Origin of the sequence: Frateuria sp. GZRe12 (genome assembly GCF_051900535.1) — a bacterium.
Taxonomy (GTDB): Bacteria; Pseudomonadota; Gammaproteobacteria; order Xanthomonadales; family Rhodanobacteraceae; genus Frateuria_A.
Genome location: NZ_JBHZGI010000004.1, coordinates 292,892 through 309,723, shown reverse-complemented (window position 1 = coordinate 309,723; position 16,832 = coordinate 292,892). Strand labels below are relative to the sequence as shown.

At 69.7% G+C, this 16,832-nt stretch carries 16 protein-coding genes; 5 read left to right on the top strand and 11 right to left on the bottom strand.

The window, feature by feature from the left end; translation table 11 throughout:
* Positions 1-99: 99 nt before the first annotated feature.
* Together ACFWZ4_RS11830 and ompR are read right to left on the bottom strand one after the other, a co-directional pair.
* Positions 100-1,389 (bottom strand): ATP-binding protein, encoded by a 1,290-nt coding sequence (locus ACFWZ4_RS11830; protein ID WP_439704875.1) that lies wholly within the window; start codon positions 1,387-1,389, stop codon positions 100-102.
* Complete coding sequence (gene ompR / locus ACFWZ4_RS11825) at positions 1,386-2,102, bottom strand: osmolarity response regulator transcription factor OmpR (protein WP_439704874.1); 717 nt, start codon at positions 2,100-2,102, stop codon at positions 1,386-1,388. Before ompR ends, ACFWZ4_RS11830 begins: the two co-directional genes overlap by 4 nt.
* 191 nt (positions 2,103-2,293) lie before the next feature.
* On the opposite strand from ompR, the gene ACFWZ4_RS11820 reads away from it, so the two are divergent.
* Positions 2,294-2,971, top strand: a complete 678-nt coding sequence (locus ACFWZ4_RS11820) for a hypothetical protein (RefSeq protein WP_439704873.1) — start codon at positions 2,294-2,296, stop codon at positions 2,969-2,971.
* An 18-nt stretch (positions 2,972-2,989) separates the two neighbouring features.
* The gene (locus tag ACFWZ4_RS11815; RefSeq protein ID WP_439704872.1) at positions 2,990-3,943 is read left to right on the top strand and encodes an alpha/beta hydrolase; all 954 of its coding nucleotides are present in this window, start codon (positions 2,990-2,992) and stop codon (positions 3,941-3,943) included.
* On the opposite strand, the gene ACFWZ4_RS11810 is transcribed toward ACFWZ4_RS11815, so the two are convergent.
* The gene (locus tag ACFWZ4_RS11810) at positions 3,927-4,487 is read right to left on the bottom strand and encodes a DUF488 domain-containing protein (protein WP_439704871.1); all 561 of its coding nucleotides are present in this window, start codon (positions 4,485-4,487) and stop codon (positions 3,927-3,929) included. The genes ACFWZ4_RS11815 and ACFWZ4_RS11810 overlap by 17 nt on opposite strands.
* 147 nt (positions 4,488-4,634) lie before the next feature.
* On the opposite strand from ACFWZ4_RS11810, the gene ACFWZ4_RS11805 reads away from it, so the two are divergent.
* Entirely contained in the window at positions 4,635-5,081 is a 447-nt protein-coding gene (locus ACFWZ4_RS11805) for a PA2169 family four-helix-bundle protein (RefSeq protein ID WP_439704870.1), read from the top strand.
* 171 nt (positions 5,082-5,252) lie between these two features.
* Here the strand turns inward: ACFWZ4_RS11805 and ACFWZ4_RS11800 are convergent, their stop codons facing one another.
* The 3 genes from ACFWZ4_RS11800 to ACFWZ4_RS11790 all read right to left on the bottom strand — a co-directional run bounded on the left by ACFWZ4_RS11800 (position 5,253) and on the right by ACFWZ4_RS11790 (position 7,891).
* A complete protein-coding gene (locus ACFWZ4_RS11800) occupies positions 5,253-5,846 on the bottom strand; it encodes a hypothetical protein (RefSeq protein ID WP_439704869.1) in 594 nt (197 codons plus the stop codon).
* A 102-nt stretch (positions 5,847-5,948) separates the two neighbouring features.
* Positions 5,949-6,773 (bottom strand): NADPH-dependent 7-cyano-7-deazaguanine reductase QueF, encoded by an 825-nt coding sequence (gene queF / locus ACFWZ4_RS11795; RefSeq protein ID WP_439704868.1) that lies wholly within the window; start codon positions 6,771-6,773, stop codon positions 5,949-5,951.
* Between the two features lie 125 nt (positions 6,774-6,898).
* Positions 6,899-7,891, bottom strand: a complete 993-nt coding sequence (locus ACFWZ4_RS11790; protein WP_439704867.1) for an aldo/keto reductase — start codon at positions 7,889-7,891, stop codon at positions 6,899-6,901.
* Positions 7,892-8,008: 117 nt separating this feature from the next.
* Between ACFWZ4_RS11790 and ACFWZ4_RS11785 the strand changes: the two genes are divergently transcribed.
* Entirely contained in the window at positions 8,009-8,923 is a 915-nt protein-coding gene (locus ACFWZ4_RS11785; RefSeq protein ID WP_439704866.1) for a LysR family transcriptional regulator, read from the top strand.
* Positions 8,924-8,954: 31 nt separating this feature from the next.
* On the opposite strand, the gene ACFWZ4_RS11780 is transcribed toward ACFWZ4_RS11785, so the two are convergent.
* Entirely contained in the window at positions 8,955-9,698 is a 744-nt protein-coding gene (locus tag ACFWZ4_RS11780) for a glutathione S-transferase family protein (RefSeq protein WP_439704865.1), read from the bottom strand.
* Positions 9,699-9,837: 139 nt separating this feature from the next.
* Here ACFWZ4_RS11780 and ACFWZ4_RS11775 point away from each other — a divergent pair, with 139 nt between their 5' ends.
* Positions 9,838-12,162 carry a DPP IV N-terminal domain-containing protein gene (locus tag ACFWZ4_RS11775; protein WP_439704864.1) on the top strand — a complete coding sequence of 775 codons (2,325 nt, stop codon included), beginning with the start codon at positions 9,838-9,840 and terminating at the stop codon, positions 12,160-12,162.
* Positions 12,163-12,233: 71 nt separating this feature from the next.
* Here ACFWZ4_RS11775 and ACFWZ4_RS11770 read toward each other — a convergent pair whose 3' ends face one another.
* The 4 genes from ACFWZ4_RS11770 to ACFWZ4_RS11755 all read right to left on the bottom strand — a co-directional run bounded on the left by ACFWZ4_RS11770 (position 12,234) and on the right by ACFWZ4_RS11755 (position 16,727).
* On the bottom strand, positions 12,234-13,847 hold the full coding sequence (locus ACFWZ4_RS11770) for an NAD(P)/FAD-dependent oxidoreductase (protein WP_439704863.1): 1,614 nt from the start codon (positions 13,845-13,847) through the stop codon (positions 12,234-12,236).
* Between the two features lie 86 nt (positions 13,848-13,933).
* Positions 13,934-14,731: a glycosyltransferase family 2 protein gene (locus tag ACFWZ4_RS11765; protein ID WP_439704862.1), complete on the bottom strand. Its 798-nt coding sequence runs from the start codon at positions 14,729-14,731 to the stop codon at positions 13,934-13,936.
* On the bottom strand, positions 14,728-15,525 hold the full coding sequence (locus ACFWZ4_RS11760; RefSeq protein WP_439704861.1) for a beta-ketoacyl synthase chain length factor: 798 nt from the start codon (positions 15,523-15,525) through the stop codon (positions 14,728-14,730). The genes ACFWZ4_RS11765 and ACFWZ4_RS11760 overlap by 4 nt, the downstream gene beginning before the upstream one ends.
* The gene (locus ACFWZ4_RS11755; RefSeq protein ID WP_439704860.1) at positions 15,522-16,727 is read right to left on the bottom strand and encodes a beta-ketoacyl-[acyl-carrier-protein] synthase family protein; all 1,206 of its coding nucleotides are present in this window, start codon (positions 16,725-16,727) and stop codon (positions 15,522-15,524) included. The genes ACFWZ4_RS11760 and ACFWZ4_RS11755 overlap by 4 nt, the downstream gene beginning before the upstream one ends.
* Positions 16,728-16,832: the final 105 nt, after the last annotated feature.

The window sequence follows — 16,832 nt, the reverse complement described above, 5'->3', positions numbered from 1 at the left end:
CTGGGCCGCATTGTACGCGCAGTCGGGCCTGGCGGGCCCCGGAATGATTCCTAGGCGGGGATGGGCTCGCCGGGCCTCGTTCGCCTGGCGGTGCTTGGTTCAGCGGGGCGGAAGGGGCAGGCGCACGGTGGCGACGAAGCCGCCGCCGGGGCGGTTGGCCAGGAGCAGCTCGCCGCCGTGCAGGCGGGCGGCGCGGGCCGCGATGGACAGGCCCAGCCCACTGCCGCAGCCGCCGCGTGAGGCGGCGCCGCGCAGGAACGGCTGGCCGAGCCGCGGCAACAGTTCGGGCGCGGCGCCGGTGCCGTGGTCCGTCACGCGCAGTTCGATGGCCCCGGTCTCGTGGGCGAGCGACACGGCGAAGGGCGGTCCGCCGTAGCGTTCGGCGTTGTCCATCAGGTTGCCCAAGGCGCGCCGCAGCAGGATCGGCCGAACCGGCGCGACAAGTCCGGCCGGCCCTTCCAACTGCCACTCGTCCGGTTGCACACGCAAGGCCAGCAGCTGGCCTGCGAGGGTCGGCAGATCGGTGGACTGGAGCGCTTCGTCGCGTCCTTCGCGCACGAACGCCAGGCATTGCTCGAGCGCGCGGTCGAGCTCGTCCAGGTCGGCGACCATGGCGGCGCGGCGGCCAGGGTCGCCGGCGTCGCCCAGTTCGAGCGCCACGCGCAGGCGCGCGAGTGGCGTACGCAGGTCGTGCGAGATGCCGGCGAGCATGAGTTCGCGCTCGCGGGCGGCCCCGCGCAGGCGTTCGCCGGCGTCGCCGATGGCGTCGGCCAGGCGGCGCACTTCGCGCGGGCTGCCCTCCAGGCCCGGACCGGTAGGTGCGCCAGCGAGCAGCGCCGATGCCTGCACGGCGAGCCGTTCGAGCGGGCGGGTCAGCAGGCGTGCGGCGAGGCCGGCGGCGGACAAGGCGATCAATCCGGCGAGCACGCTGAGCAGCAGTGCCGAATCGAGCAGGCGAGGGCGGTAGCTCGGCGTCCGCAGCACGATCCAGCGGGCCGGATCGTGCGTACTGCGGATCCAGAGTTGCGAATCGGGCGTCTGCGTGGCCACTACCCGCGTGGGGTCGCCCAGCACGGTGCCGACCGTGCGTGCCACCGCGGCCAGCGCGGGTGCGAGGCGGCGCACGCTTGGCGCAGGCGGTTGCGCGTGGCTCAACTGCACGCCGAGCAGGTGCAGCGAGCCGAGCACCTGGCGCGCGGCCGGATCGTGGGGGCGCGATGCGAGTTCGTCGGTGGCCAGCGCCGTGGCAACGGCAAGGCGGCCGTAGCTGTCGCCCACCACCTGACGCCCGAAGCGCCGCTGCAACGCGCCCGACAGCGCGAGCGCCAGCAGCAGTGCCGCGGCCACCAGCATCAACACCAGCGCGAAGGTCGATGGCGCCCGCCTCATGCGCGACCACCGTCGGGCACGAACACGTAGCCCTCGCCCCACACCGTCTGCAGCCAGCGCGGCTGGCGCGGGTCGTCCTCCAGGCAGCGGCGCAGGCGCGAGACCATCACGTCGATGCTGCGGTCGAAGGCCTCGTGGCCGCGCCCTCGCGCCAGCGCGATCAGGCGCTCGCGGCTGAGTGTCTGGAATGGATGGGCCACCAGCGCGGCGAGCACGGCGAATTCACCGCTGGTGAGCTTCACCGTCGCCTCGCCATCGAGCAGCTGGCGCGTGGCCGGATCGAACACGAAGCGGCCGAACGGTACCGGCGCCTGTTCGGCCTGTGGCGCACCGACCGCCTCGCGTGGACGGCGGCGCAGCACGGCGCGGATGCGCGCGACCAGTTCGCGCGGGTTGCACGGTTTGGGCAGGTAATCGTCCGCGCCCAGCTCCAGGCCGACGATGCGGTCGACGTCGTCGCCCTTGGCGGTAAGCATGATCACCGGTGTGTCCACGCCCTCGGCACGCAGGCTGCGGCAGAGCTCCAGGCCGTCGGCGTCGGGCAGCATCAGGTCAAGCACGATCAGGTCGACGTGGTGGGCGGCCAGCGCACGCCGCATGCCGGCGGCGTTGGCGGCGCCGAACGCGCGCAGGCCCTGCTGCTCGAGGTAGCGCTCCAGCAGGTCGCGCAGGCGCAGGTCGTCGTCGACGACCAGGATGTGAGCCGGGTCCATGGGCGCGGACTATCGCGTGGCGCTGCCCGGGCGGCAAGCGGGCGGATGCCCGATTTGTAAGCGGATGTGTCCGCGGTGGCCCGGGGCAACACCCGCTCACATCGACGTGGGCACACGACACACCTGCGGCGCGCGGAGAGCGGAGGATCGCCCCACGTCCAGCCCGGACGCTTCCATCCAAGGAGTCCGCCATGCGCCTGTCGATCCTGCCGCTCGGTCTTGCCTGCCTTCTCGTTGCCCCGCCATCCCCGGCCAGCGTGCACCACCGCGCGGCAGCCCACCGCACGGGCGATGGCGGCGCCGCGCGCGTGCACGGCACCCTGGCCAACGGGCCAGACGGCCGCCGCGCCTGGCACGCCGGCGGCACCGTGCGGGGTGGCGAAGGCGATCTCGGCCACGCGCGCGCCAGCGGCGCGGCCGGCCCCAATGGCCGCATCGCCGGTGGCCATCGCATCACGGTGGACGGCGACGGTACGATCGCCCGCGAGGGTGGCGTCGTGGCGCAGGGCGCCCACGGGGGAACGATGCGGGGCGGGCGCAACGAACAGCGCAACCCGGATGGCTCGATGCAAGCCGACCATGCGGTGAGCGGTCAGGGCGCCGCGGGCGGCAGCTTCAGCCAGAGCGGCAGTCGCACGCGCAGTGCGGACGGCGAACGCATGGCCAGCCGCCAGACCCAGGCCAGCGGCGCGCGCGGCAGCTACGAGGGCAGCACTACCCGCGCCGACGGCATGCTCGACCACGACGCCACGATCAGCGGCGCCAACGGCAACACCTATGAAGGCCAGACCCGTTTCACGCGCGGCGAGGGCCTGAGCCACAGTGGCACCTGCACCAATGCGCAGGGCCAGACCTTCGAGTGCAGGTAACCCCAGGGAGCGGATGCGATGAAACCGGCCAAGACCTATCTACGCACCGGCCTGCTGGCCGTGTTGTTTGCCTCCCTGTGTCTGCCGGCGGCGGCCGGTAGCCTGCGCGAGCGCCTGGCCCAGCGCCGCGCAGCGACGGGTCTGGATGCGGTGGACACCACGCCCGCGGTCATCCCGCCTGGCGTGCGCGTGCTGCGCGACGTGCCCTACGGCGGCGATCCGGCGCAGCGGATGGACGTCTATCTGCCGGCGCAGGGCACTGCCCGCGCGCCGGTGATCTTCATGGTCCACGGTGGTGGCTGGTCGCGCGGCGACAAGGCCATGCGCAGCGTGGTGCAGAACAAGGTCGCGCGCTGGGTGCCGCGGGGTTTCGTGCTGATCTCGACCAACTACCGCATGTTGCCCGGCACGCGTCCGATCGAGCAGGCGCGGGACGTGGCGCGCGCGCTGGCGGTGGCGCAGGGCCGCGCCGCCGGCTGGGGCGCCGACCGCGACCGCTTCATCCTGATGGGCCACTCGGCCGGTGCGCACCTGGTCGGGTTGCTGGCGGCCGAGCCGGAACTCGCCTTCGATCGTGGCGCGCTGCCGTGGCTGGGCACGGTGTCGCTGGACAGCGCCGCGCTCAACGTGGTGGCGATCATGCAGGGCCCGCACCTGCCGCTTTACGACGCCGCGTTCGGCAACGATCCGGCGTACTGGCGCGCGGCTTCGCCGCTGCACCAGCTGAAGACCCGCGGCGCACCTTTTCTGGTGGTGTGCTCGACGCGGCGGCAGGAGTCCTGCCCGCAGGCGCGCAACTTCGCGACGAAGGCAAATGGCCTGCACATGCGCGCGCAGGCGCTGGGCGAGGATCTGTCGCATCGGGAGATCAACGAACAGCTCGGCGTGCCCGGCGACTACACCGCGCAGGTGGAGACGTTCCTCGCCACGCTCGATCCGGTGGTGGCGCGGCGGCTCAACGGTCGGCGCTAGGATCCGGCGGATAGACCAGGTGATCGCCCTTGCGCATGGCTGCCGGCGTCATCCTGGCAGGCTCCGCGCGGCCGTTGCCGTCGATGTGGCAGGCGGTGCGGCCAGCGGCGAGGAGGTAGTCGATGATGATCCGCCGATGGCAGCGCCACCAAAGCACCTCGGCACACATCAGGGTGCAGCGCCGGGACGAGGACAGCTCCAGCAGTTGCGCGAACCCCACGTGGAAATCCTCGCCCATCGCGTAATCGGCATAGCGGCGGAAGCTCGCGTTCTGCCAGAAGCCGTTGGGCGAGGTACCCGCCGGCAAACTGCGCCCGCGCCGTCCGCCGAGCGGGACCAGGTGGAGGTAGTCGATGCCGAGCGGCTGCAGCGATGCGGCCAGCGCCGGCCCGTCGAATTGCGGGAAGCGCCGCGAGCCCGGGAGGCGCCTTACGTCGACCACGCAATCGATCGCGTTCGCCTGCAACAGCGCGACGAACGCCTCCAGCGTGTGCGTGGAATGGCCGATGCCGAACACCGGCGGGAGAGGAGCATGCCCATGCATGGGCCGAGCATGCGCCCATGTGTGTGGCTGCCGCGCGATGGCGTGTCACTTCACGAGGTCGTCGCCGCCAGTTCTTACGATGGTGTTGCGGCGTCCCCGTCGTCCATCGACCGCCCGCGTATCGCCCACTCCAAGAGAGTTGTTTCCATGCAGAACCACGACATCCGCGTACTCAATGACCTGATCGAAACCACCATCGACAGCGCCGAAGGCTATGCCGAGGCCGCCCGGGAAACGCAGAGCCCGCGCTTCAGCGTGACCTTCCGCGAGCGGGCCAGCGAACGCCGCCTGGTGGCGACGCGCCTGCAGCAGAAGGTGGAGGAGCTGGGTGGCACGCCCGAGGACGATGGCAGCGTGCTGGCCTCGGCGCATCGCATGTTCACCAACCTGCGCAAGAGCCTGCACGACGAAACCGCGGTGATCGACGAGGTCGAGCGCGGCGAGGACCACATCAGGCACAAGTTCGAGGACGCGCTGGAGGACGACGGCGTCACGCCGCCCACGCATGCGTTGATCGCCGAGACGTTCCGCTCGGTACGCTCGGGCCACGATCAGATGCGTGCGCTCAAGCGGGCCAGGCACAACATGCACTAGCAGGATCGCCTCCCGCTCCGTCGGGTAGGGAGCCGGGGTGGCACCGCTCTAGCGGTGGCTTGATCGGAGCATGGCTCTGGCGGGTCTCCCCGCGAGCCCCGACCCCTCACCGCAATCCTCCCCCCCCCCGCGGGAGAGAGGACGCGAACGCAATAAACCGCACCGGTGCCCTCAGGCCGCCTTTACCTCGAACGTCTCGCTCGTCACCGGCTTGCCGTCGATGGCGATTTCCACCTTGTACTTCCCCGCCGGCCAGTCGTTCGGATTGCGCAGCTTGAAGGTGGTAGTGGCCGGGCCGTCGGTGGCGATGGTCTGGCTGATGGTGGTCACGTCCTGGCCCTTGCCCTCCAGGTAGCTGAAGTGCGCGCTCAGGGTGGCGCCGGTGGTGGTGCCGGTCGTGGCGACGCTGGCGTAGATGGTGTTCTGCGAAGCATCGAAGCTGGTGGTCGGCTTGGCGATCTTGTAACTGGCGGTGACCGCCTCGCCCAGTTGCACCTGGTCGACCTTGAACACGTCCGGGGCAACCGGCGCGGCGGCCGCGCTGGTGCCGGCCGTAGCGGGTGCGGCAGCCGTGCCCGTGGCGGTTGGCGCCAGCGTGGAGGCGGCCGGCGCGGGGGCGGTGCGCGCCACGGCCGGAGCCGGAGCGGTGCTGGCGGCCGGCGGCGTGGCGGCGGTTTCGTTCTCGTGCTTGCCGCAGGCGGCGAGCAGCAACAGGCCGGCGAAGGCCATGCCTTGCAGGGCGAGCGAGCGAGTCTGGATCTTCATGGCGGGTACCCGTGGCAAGTATCGAGGGGCCGGAAAACGGCCAGGCAAAAAAGGCTAGCGCCCCCGATCTGAAGCGCCGATTACCGGGCGCCCGCCTGCGTGCTACTGGCGCGCCGCGCGGGGGTTGCCCGGCATGGCGGCCGGATCGGTACTGCGGAAGGGGTTGATGTCCAGCCCCCCGCGGCGGGTGTAGCGCGCGTAGACGGTCAATCGCTCGGGCCCGCAGCGCGCCATCAAGTCGACGAAGATGCGCTCCACGCACTGTTCGTGGAATTCGTTATGGGTGCGAAAGGACACCAGGTAGCGCAGCAAGCCGGCATGGTCGATCGGCGCGCCGCGGTAGGCGATCTGCACGCTGCCCCAGTCCGGCTGGCCGGTGACCGGGCAGTTCGAACGCAGCAGGTGCGAGAGCAGGGTTTCTTCCACCGGCGCGGCGTTGTGATCGGCGCTCAGGTAGCGGGCGTTGGGCGGGCCGTAGTCGTCGATCTCCAGCGGCTGGTCGTCGAGCAGCGTGCCGGGCAGGTCGGTGATCGCGTGATCCTGTGCGGATGGCGCGCGCAACGTGACTTCCACCGGGGCGCCGGCGGCGGCGGAAAGATCGCGCACCAGCGTGTCGTGCAGGGCGGCCGTTTCGATCCGCTCCTGGGAGAAGCCATTGAGATACAGCTTGAAGGACTTCGACTCGATAATGCTGGGCGAGGCGGCCGGCACGCGGAATTCGGCCAGCGCCACCTGCGGCTTGCCGCGTACGTCCAGCCACGAAAGCTCGTAGGCGTTCCAGATGTCCACGCCGCTGAATGGCAGCGGTTCGATCACGCCGATTTCGACGCGCTTCTGTGCGCGCGGGATCGGGAACAGCAGGGAAGGGTCGTAGCGGTCGGGATAGACGGTGGTTTTGCCCAGAGGGGAATGTTCGGGAGTGCTCATGGCGGCAAGTGTAGAGCTTTGCTCCCTCTCCCTCCGCCGAGCGGACGCACGAACGGCCTTCCCCGCAAGCGGCCACCCAACCCAACCCTCTCCCCAGGGAGAGGGCGCTTCAAGTGGCGTGGCCTTCAGGCGTTGATCATCTGCATCGATGGGCCGGCATAGCGGTCGCCTGCCGCCGCGTTGGGCGGGAACACGGCATCGATTGCCGCCCGCTCGCTCGTGGAAAGCCGCACGTCCAGCGCACCCAGGTTTTCGTCCAGCCGCGTGCGGTGGCGGGTGCCCGGGATGGCCAGCACGTCCTCGCCCTGCGCCAGCACCCAGGCCAGCGCCAGTTGCGCGGGCGAGCAGCCCTTGTCGGCCGCCAGCTTCTTCACCTTGTCGACCAACGCCAGGTTGCGGACGAAGTTCTCGCCCTGGAAGCGGGGGTTGTGGCGGCGGAAATCGTCGGCTTCGAAATCGTCCGGCGAACGGATCGCGCCAGTGAGGAAACCGCGCCCCAGTGGCGAGTACGCGACCAGGCTCACGCCGAGCCGGCGGCAGGCGGCGAGCATGCCGTTCTCCTGCGGATCACGTGTCCACAGCGAGAACTCGCTCTGCAGCGCGGCGATCGGGTGCACCGTGCAGGCACGCGTGAGCGTCTGGCCGGAGGCCTCGGACAGGCCCAGGTAGCGAACCTTGCCCGCCTTCACCAGCTCGGCCATGGCGCCCACGGTTTCCTCGATCGGGACGCTGGGGTCGACGCGGTGCTGGTAGTAGAGGTCGATCGTCTCTACGCCTAAGCGCTTGAGGCTGCCCTCACAGGAAGAGCGCACGTATTCCGGGCTGCCGTCGACGCCGCGTGCCGACGGATTGGCCGGGTCGCGCACGATGCCGAACTTGGTGGCGATGAAGGCCTGCTCGCGGCGACCCTTGATCGCGCGGCCGACCAGCTCCTCGTTGGTGTGCGGGCCGTACATGTCCGCGGTGTCCAGCAGCGTGACGCCGCGGTCGAGCGCGTGCTGGATGGTGGCGATCGACTCGGCGTCGTCGTGCGCGCCGTAGAAGTCGCTCATGCCCATGCAGCCGAGGCCGAGGGCGGAAACCTGGGGGCCGTTGCGGCCGAGCGTGCGCATTTCCATAAGACTGCTCCTGGTGGGATGGCGAACCTACGCCGTGGAAGGTGTGCGCATCGTGCGCGCCGGCGGCACCGTGATAAATGCTCAATAATCGACAATACATTTCCATCGGGAACAACAATGGATCGGCTGCATGCCATGCGGCTGTATGCCCGCATCGTCGAGCTGGGCAGCTTCACCGCCGCGGCGGACGACCTGGCGCTGCCGCGCGCCACCGTCACCCACACCATCAAGGCGCTGGAGACACGGCTGGGTGCGCAGCTGCTGCAGCGGACCACCCGCCGCGTGCGCGTGACCTGCGAGGGCAAGACCTACTACCAGCATTGCGTGCGTCTGCTCGCCGACGTGGACGAGGTGGAAGCGAACTTCCGCGAGGCGGCGATCGTGCCGCGCGGGCGGCTGCGCGTGGACCTGTCGGCAGCGCTGGCCCGGCTGCTGGTGATCCCGGCCCTGCCGGAATTCCTCGCGCGCTTCCCGCAGATCGAGCTGGACGTGGGCACCGGGGACCGCTTCGTCGACCTGGTGCGCGAAGGCGTGGACTGCGCGCTGCGCGTAGGCGATCCGGGCGACACCGGCTTGGTCGGCCGGCGGATCGCGACCTTGCCGCAGATCACCGTGGCCAGCGCCGACTACGTGCGACGGCATGGCAAGCCGAAGGCGCTGGCGGATCTGCAGGACGGGCATTACGCCGTGAACTGGGCCTCGCCCACCACGCGCCGGCCCGAGCCGCTGGAGTTCGTCGTGGGGCGGCGCCGGCGCGAGATCCAGCTTCCCGGTCGCATCACGGTCAATGGCGCCGATGCGTATCTGGCGTGCTGCCGCGCGGGACTGGGGATCGCGCAGTTCTCGCGTTACCGCATCGCCAACGAACTGGCCGACGGGCGCATGTGCGAGCTGTTGCCGGACATCCGGCCGCCGGCGTTGCCGATGACGGTGCTCTATCCGCCGCAACGGCAGATGCCCGCGCGGTTGCGGGTGTTCGTCGACTGGCTGGTGGAGCGGGCGGCGCTGCAGTTCGGCGACCGCGGCCGGTAGGGTGGGTTGATGCCCGCCCTGCGAGGGCGCGTCACATGCGCGGCAGGCCATGCCGCGGAACCGCGGTGCCGAATGTGTGCGCCGTCAACGGCGCGCCGGCCGCGGCCAGCGCCGAGCGCTGCTCGGCCAGCGGCTGGCGCAGCATCGCGTCCTCCAGCTGCGCCAGCTTGCGGAACGGCTCCAGCGCCAGCACGCGCTCCACGAACGCGGCGCTGCGCGGCCACCGCGCGGCATCGATCGCGAAGCGCACGAACGCCGCCGTCCTGAACATGCAGGCGATCGCGATGTCGGCGATCGACAAGGCGCCGAACAGGAAGCCCTCGGCCGGCAACTGCGTCTCCAGGTAATCCAGCGCGCGCGGAATGTGGCGCTCCAGCGTCTCCTGCACCACCGCCTCGTCCGTGGCCTCGCCGAACACGTAGCGGCGGATCGCCTTCTGATAGAACAGCCGCCAGATCAGTGCATCGGCCAGCGCGGTATCGGCGTACTCCTCCAGCCAGCGCGCCCGCGCGCGATCGACCGGGTCGGCCGGATAGAGCGCGGCATGGGGACGGATGTCTTCGAGGTACTGGCAGATCACCGTCGAGTCGTTGAACACGCGCCCGTCCTCGATCAGCACCGGGATGCGACGCAAGGGACTCATGCGTTCGAAGGCCTCGTCGCCGATGAATGGCGCGATCGGGTCGATTTTGTAGGGGAGCCACTTCAGCTCCATGCACACCAGCACCTTGCGCACGTAGGGCGAAACGTAGTTGCCGATCACGGTGAAGGCCATGGCGCGCTCCGGAAGGGGAAGCGCGAGCGTGCCGGCGCGCCGTCCATCCCGTCAACGCCCCCCACTAATGGCATGGGTGCCATGACTTTAGGCACGTTACGATCGATCTATTCGCAAGTCCTGAAGAGGGGAAGACACGATGGCATCGATGATCGGCAGCTCGCGCCTGGCAGGCGCGCTGGCATTGGCCCTGGTGGCCACCGGCGCACTGGCGCAGGGCCACACGCTGACCAGGGACGACTACGCACGCGCGGAGCGCTTTCTCGGCACCACCACGGCACCGCTGGTCGACCACGCGCTGCAGGGCGTGACGTGGCTGGACGATGGCCATTTCCGCTACGTCGATCACGATGCCAAGGGCGACCACTACCGCGTCATGGACGTGGCCTCCGGCAAGACCTCCGATGCCTTCGACCAGCCCCGGCTCGCCGCCGCGCTGGGCAAGGCATTGGCCAAGCCGATGAAGGCCGACAAGCTCGGCATCCGCGAGTATGTCGTCGCCGCCGATGGACGCCTGGACGTCCAGGTCGACGGCAAGCACTACCTGTGCGACCTGAAGTCCGCGCAGGGCGAGTGCGTGGCCAGGAAGGCCGGCAAGGAACCTGGCGTGCTCTCCCCGGATAAGAAGACCGAGGCCTTCATCCGCGACTGGAACCTGTGGCTGCGCGATGTCGCGACGGCCAAGGAGACCCAGCTGACCACCGATGGCGTGAAGAACTTCGGCTACGCCACCGACAACGCCGGCTGGAAGCACACCGACAACGCCATCCTGGTGTGGTCGCCCGATTCGAAGCAGATCGCCACCTTCCAGCAGGACGAGCGCAAGACCGGCGACATGTACCTTCTCAAGACGCAGGTCGGCCATTCCGAGCTGCAGCAATGGAAGGGCCCGCTGGCCGGCGACAAGGACGTGACGATGATCGAGCGCGTCGTTATCGACGTGCCATCGAAGAAGGTCGTGCGCCTGAAGATGGCGCCGGACCAGCACCGCTCGACGCTGTGCGACGACATCAGCTGCGGTCCCGAGGGCGGCTGGGACGACGTGAAGTGGGCGAGCGATGGCAAGACGCTCGCCTTCGTCTCCACCTCGCGCTACCACAAGGACGAATGGTTCCGTATCGCCGATCCGAAGACCGGCGACGTGCGCACGGTGTTCGAGGAACACGTGCCGACCTACTACGAAAGCGGCAACGGCCAGGTCAACTGGTTCTACCTGCCCGAAAGCAACGAGGCAGTCTGGTTCTCCGAGCGCAACGACTGGGGCAACCTGTATCTGTACGACCTCCAGAGCGGCAAGCTCAAGCACGCCATCACCACCGGCGAAGGCAACGTCACCGAGGTGCTCAAGGTCGACCCGAAGACGCGCACCGTGTGGTTCCGCGGCGTCGGCCGCACGCCGGGCGTCAACCCGTACTACCAGCAGTTCTTCAAGGTCAGCCTGGACGGCGGCAAGCCAGTACTGCTGACGCCCGAAGCGGCCAACCACGAGATCACCCTCTCGCCCGGCGGCCACGCCTTTGTCGACACCTACTCGACACCCACCGAGCCGCCGGTGACCGTGCTGCGCGACAGCGGCGACGGTCACACGCTGGCCACGGTCGCGAAGGCCGACATCAGCCGCCTGCGGGCGGCCGGCTGGGTGCCGCCGACCCCGATCACGGTGAAGGCGCGCGACGGGAAGACTGACCTGTACGGCATGCTGTTCAAGCCGAGCAACTTCGATCCGCACAAGAAGTACCCGGTCATCGATTACATCTATCCGGGTCCGCAGACCGGGTCGGTGCGCGGACGCAACTTCCTCTCCGCGCGCGGGGACAACCAGGCGCTGGCCGAGCTGGGCTTCATCGTGGTGGCGCTCGATGGCATGGGCACGCCGTGGCGCTCGAAGTCCTTCCATGACGCCTGGTACGGCAACATGGGCGACAACACGCTGCCCGACCAGGTCGCCGGCATCAAGGAACTGGGCAAGCGCTACGGCTGGATCGACCTCGACCGCGTCGGCATCTGGGGTCACTCCGGCGGCGGTAACGCCACGGCGGATGCGATGTTCCGCTATCCGGACTTCTTCAAGGTCGGCTGGTCCGAGAGCGGCAACCACGACAACCGCAACTACGAGGACGACTGGGCCGAGAAGTACCAGGGCCCGCTGGTCAAGAACAAGGATGGCACCACGAACTACGACGACCAGGCCAACCAGAATCATGCCGACAAGCTCAAGGGCAAGCTGATGCTGGTGCACGGTACGCTGGACGACAATGTGCCGCCGTCGCAGACGCTGCTGGTCGCCGATGCGCTGATCAAGGCCAACAAGGACTTCGACCTGCTGATGATCCCGAACGTGCACCACGGGTACGGCAAGGAGAAGGGCTCCTACGCCATGCGCCGGCGTTGGGACTATTTCGTCACGAACCTGGCCGGCAACACGCCGCCGAAGGGATACGCGATCACGGTGCCGAAGGACTGAGGGATCGATCCGTGGCGCGGCCGGATTCCGGTCGCGCCCGGAGCGCAGGTTCCCGCTTTGCCTCGCGGGTGCTAGGCGGCCGTGGTCACCTGTGCGGGCGCCAGGTTGAACAGTGCCGGCACCGGGCCGGTGCAGGCGGGCAGGTCCTCGACGGACATGCCGTCGCGCGCGGCCATCGCGGCGATCGCGCCGGCCACTTCATGCAGTAGCGCCAGGTTGGCGTTCAGCCGCGACCTTATGCCGGCATCGTCCAGCGTGTCGCGCAGCCCGCGGTTGATCTCCAACAGCCAGGGAACCTGGCACTGGTCGAGCAGCCCGGGCGGATTGTCCTGGCCCGAGCAGGCGTGCCAGCGGCCGAAGAACGCCTGCATGCGTTCGTTCAATTGCTGTGCGGCGGTCAGTTGCGGCGCCAGCTCGGCGAAGAGCGTCGCGTCGCCGAGCCGCTGCTGGAAGAACAACTGGCACAGCACACCCCAGTAATAGCTGTAGTCCCAGGCCACCTTGGCGGGCATCACCACGGGATTGCCGAAGAGCGGATACTGGCCGCGGTAGAGCGCCAGGGTGCTCTCGTAGAAAGAGAAGTACAGTCGCTGGTAAAGCCGCACGTACGGCGCCAGTGGCCCGCCGGCGCGGTCCTGTGCGACCAGCATGCAGATGTAGGTGTTGGCGATCGCGATGAAGTCGCCGCCGGGCGAGTAGAAGGGGTCGAGGAACAGGCCGGCCTCGCCGGTCAGCGCCCAGCGGTCGGCGCTGAATACCTGGGCGCAACCGTAGGAACAGCCGCGCAGGAAGCGGAAATCCATCAAGGTATCCGCGCAGCGCTCGACCACCCGCGAGAGCGCCGGCTGGTGGCGCGCGAGCCACGCTCGGGCGCGGGCGAAATCCTGGAACGACTCCAGCGGATGGATGGCCTCGTCGGCCACGATGCCGATCGAGTGCGCACCGCTGGAAAGCGGGATCAGCCACACCCAGTAGCCGTCGCCGCACAGGTGATTGGTCGAGCGCCAGCGTTCCGGCGGTTCGCAGCGATCGTGCCATGCGGCGTTGTCGCGGCACCATTCGTCCAGCACCAGGCGCTCGTCCAGCCGGAACCAGGCGGCGTTCACGTGGTGGCCGTTGTCCCGCGTCAGATCGAGGCGATGGCGCAGCAAGCCCGCACGGCCGGAGGCGTCGAGCAGCCAGCGGCAAGCGAGCGCGTGTTCGCCTCCCTCGTCGCTGTAGCGGACGCCGTGGAGGTCGCCGTCGTGGCCGAGTTCGAAACCGCGCACGCGCGCGCCATCGCGAAAGTCGATCCCGCGCCGCCTCGCTTCCTCGCCAAGGAAGTTCTCGAACAGGCCCCGGTCGATCTGGTAACTGGGCGTGGGCAGCACGCGGCTCACGCCCAGCTCCGTGCATTGGTCCAGGCGGTCCTGGCCTTCGCTGAAGAACATGCGCAGCCCGAACTTGCGCAACTGCGCCTGCTGCAGGTGCTCATGCAGGCCCAGTACCTGGTCGAAGTAGTGGGCGGCAATCTCCACGGTCGACTCGCCGACCTTGTGCGCGGCCAGCGGCAGCGGGTGCCGCTGGCGTTCGAGCACCACGATGTCCAGGTCGGGGAACTCGCCGCGCAGTTGCAGGGCCAGGCACAACCCGGCCAGGCCGCCGCCGAGAATCACCGCATCATGCGTTGTGTGGGCGTCCGCCATGCCGCTCTCCCCCGACTGATCGGTCGATGGTGCATCGGATGGGGCCCGCTTGCACCCCGTCGAGCCGCAACGCTCCGTCGGGCCGCTCAGCGGGTCGCCCGCGCCGGCTCGCCCGTTTCGATCGCGAGCAAGCCCTCATCGTCGATGACGATGGGCGGCGTGTCGTGCGAGCGGCGATAACTGTCGACGACGCGACCGTAATGGACGACACGGCCGAAGGTATAAGTGGTGATGCGCACCACGTCGCGCACCGGGCTGAAGTGGCTCAGCCGGAACTCCCCGTGGTAGCGCGAGGCGATCGGCACCGAGACCACGCCCAGGCCCTTCTCGCGGCAGGCGGCGATCAGGATCGCCGCCTCGAACACGAAGTTTTCCGCCGGCAGGTCGACCAGTTCCAGCGCCGCGCGCGGATACCAGCGCTGGCCGCTCTGCGTATCGGCGACCGGCAGGCCGCAGCCCCAGGAAATGCCCCAGTCGGCCACCGCGTTGGCGCGGCGGCGGCCCTTGGGTTGCTGTTCGCGCTCGAGCAGGCGCGCGCCGATCACGATGTGGTCCGGATAGCGTTGCGCTGCCGCGACGATGCGTGGGATATCGCTGGCCAGGTGCTGGCCGTCGCCGTCCATCGTGACCACCGCATCGAAGCCCTGTTTCAGCGCCTCGCGGAAGCCGTGCCGCAGGGCCTCGCCCTTGCCGCGCCGCTGTGCGTGGCGCAGCAGCGTGACCGGCAGTGCGCCGACGATGTCGGGGGTATGGTCGTCCGAGCCATCGTCCACCACGATCACCGGCACGTTCAGCGCCAGCGCCGATTCCACCACCTGCTGGATCGCCGCCTCCTCGTTGAGGCAGGGGATCAGCACGCACCAGCGCGGCGGGTTGGGTTTCACGCACATTCCTCCAGGTAGACATCCATCCCAAGCGAATCGGCCGCCATCAGTCGGCAGCGACCCGTGCCTCGCGCGAGCAACGCCAGCAACGGCAGCGCCACGGCCGACGGGCTGCTGGCGATCCATTCGGCCGGCACCGGGGGATCGTCCGGTGCGTCGGCGATGCTACCGGGACAAAGGTGCAGAACAAGTCGGCCCAGCGTGGAGGCGCCCGGCTGGGGGCTGAGCACCAGGGCGCAGCCGAACGGCGCGGCACTGGCGGTCACCTCGGTCAGCGGCCCGGCGCCGGCGGTATCGCTGCAGACCAGCAGCACCGGCCGCGCGTCCGCCAGCGCCAGACTCACCGCCTCGAGCAGCCCGGCGCCGAAGCTGGCGCGCTGTGCGCATACCGCGTTGGAAGGCGCGTGGCAGCCGGTGGCGATGGTCCAGTAGCCGGCCGGGGCGTTGTGCACCGAATTGTGGAAACGCGTGGGCGAAAGCTCCGCCGGCGCACTGGCCAGGACGGTGCACATGTAGTCCATGATCGGTTGGTCGCCATGCGAGGAGGCGAACACGCAGGGCAGCGACGCCGGTTCGTGTCCGCTCATCGTCACGGCCTGACCGGCCGCCTCGACCGCCAGCAGCACGCTTTCCGGCGCGCGGCGTCGTTCCGCGGCCGGCAGCAGGGTGGCCGGCGGGCGGGCCGGTGGCGGGCTTGCGGTGTCGCCCTGCAGCGCGCCCCGCAGGGCGGCGAAGTCGGCCAGATGCGGCGACCACAGGCCGGCCCCGTGGACATAGACAGTGAGCGTGCTCATGCCGTGCGCTCCGCGCGGGCGAAAGCAAGGCAGGCATTGTTGCCGCCGAAACCGAAGGAGTTGCTGAGCGCCACGTTTATCGGCCGCGCTTCGTTGGACCAGGCGAACTGCGGACCGCAGGCCGGGTCGGGATCCTCGCCCCCGAAGTTGCCGGGCACCAGGCCATGCTCGACCGAAAGCAGGGCGACCACCGCCTCCAGGATGCCGGCGGCGCCGAGCGTGTGGCCGGTGAAACCCTTGGTGCTGCTGGCGCGCGTGGTCGGTGGGAAGGCGCGGGCGATCAGCGCGGCTTCCACCTCGTCGTTCTTCAGGCTCGCCGTGCCGTGCAGGTTGATGTAGTCGACCTGCGCCGGCGCGAGCCCCGCGCGCGCCAGCGCGTCGCGCAGCGCCAGTTCGGCACCCAGGCCTTCGGGGTGCGGCGTGGACATGTGGTGGGCGTCGCTGGCCTCGCCGTAACCGAGCAGGCGTGGCGCGTCCGGCGCGGCCCCGACGCGTTCGAGCAGCGCGAAACCGGCGGCCTCGCCGATCGAGATACCGCTGCGCGCGCGGTCGAACGGGCGGCACGGCGCGCGCGAAACCAGCTCCAGCGCGTTGAAGCCGAACAGCACGCTTTCGCACAGCGTGTCGACACCGCCGACCAGCGCGGCATCGACCAGCCCCAGGCGAATCATGCGCTCGGCGCTGGCGAAAACCTTCGCGCTGGAGGAGCAGGCGGTGGAGATGGTCAGGCACGGCCCTTCGAGCTGCAGTGCTTCGGCCAGGAAGCCGGCCAGCGAGTGCGGCGCGTGGATCGGCGGGCGCAGCATGTCTTGCGGGAACCCGCCGTCGGGATCGAGCCGGCGGTAGGCCTCCTCGGTGGCGCCGATGCTCGCCGTGGACGTGCCCATCAGGAGCGCCACCCGCGTGGCACCGTAGCGTTCGCGCGCGGCGAGCACGGCGTCGAGGAAGCCGTCCTGGTTCAGGCCCAGCCATGCCAGCCGGTTGTTGCGGCACTCCCAGACCGCTAGCGGGGCGGGTAACGACGCGTCTTCGACGCCATCGACGCGCCCGACCCAGCATTCCAGCGGAGCAAGGCTGAAATCGTTGGGGCGCAGGCCCGTGCGGGCGGCCTCGATGGCGCGGCGATGCGCCTCCCGGCCGCGGCCGAGAGCGGAGGTGGCGGTGTAGGCGCTGACTGCCAGGGGAGCAATGGGTTGCAACATCGAATCAGCCTAGCGGCGTGCCGCGGGCTTGCCTAGCCTTGCTTTTCGGCGGCGAGGGCGCGGTTCATCCTTCCGCGACGTGGCCCGAGGTCCAGGCCGGACACG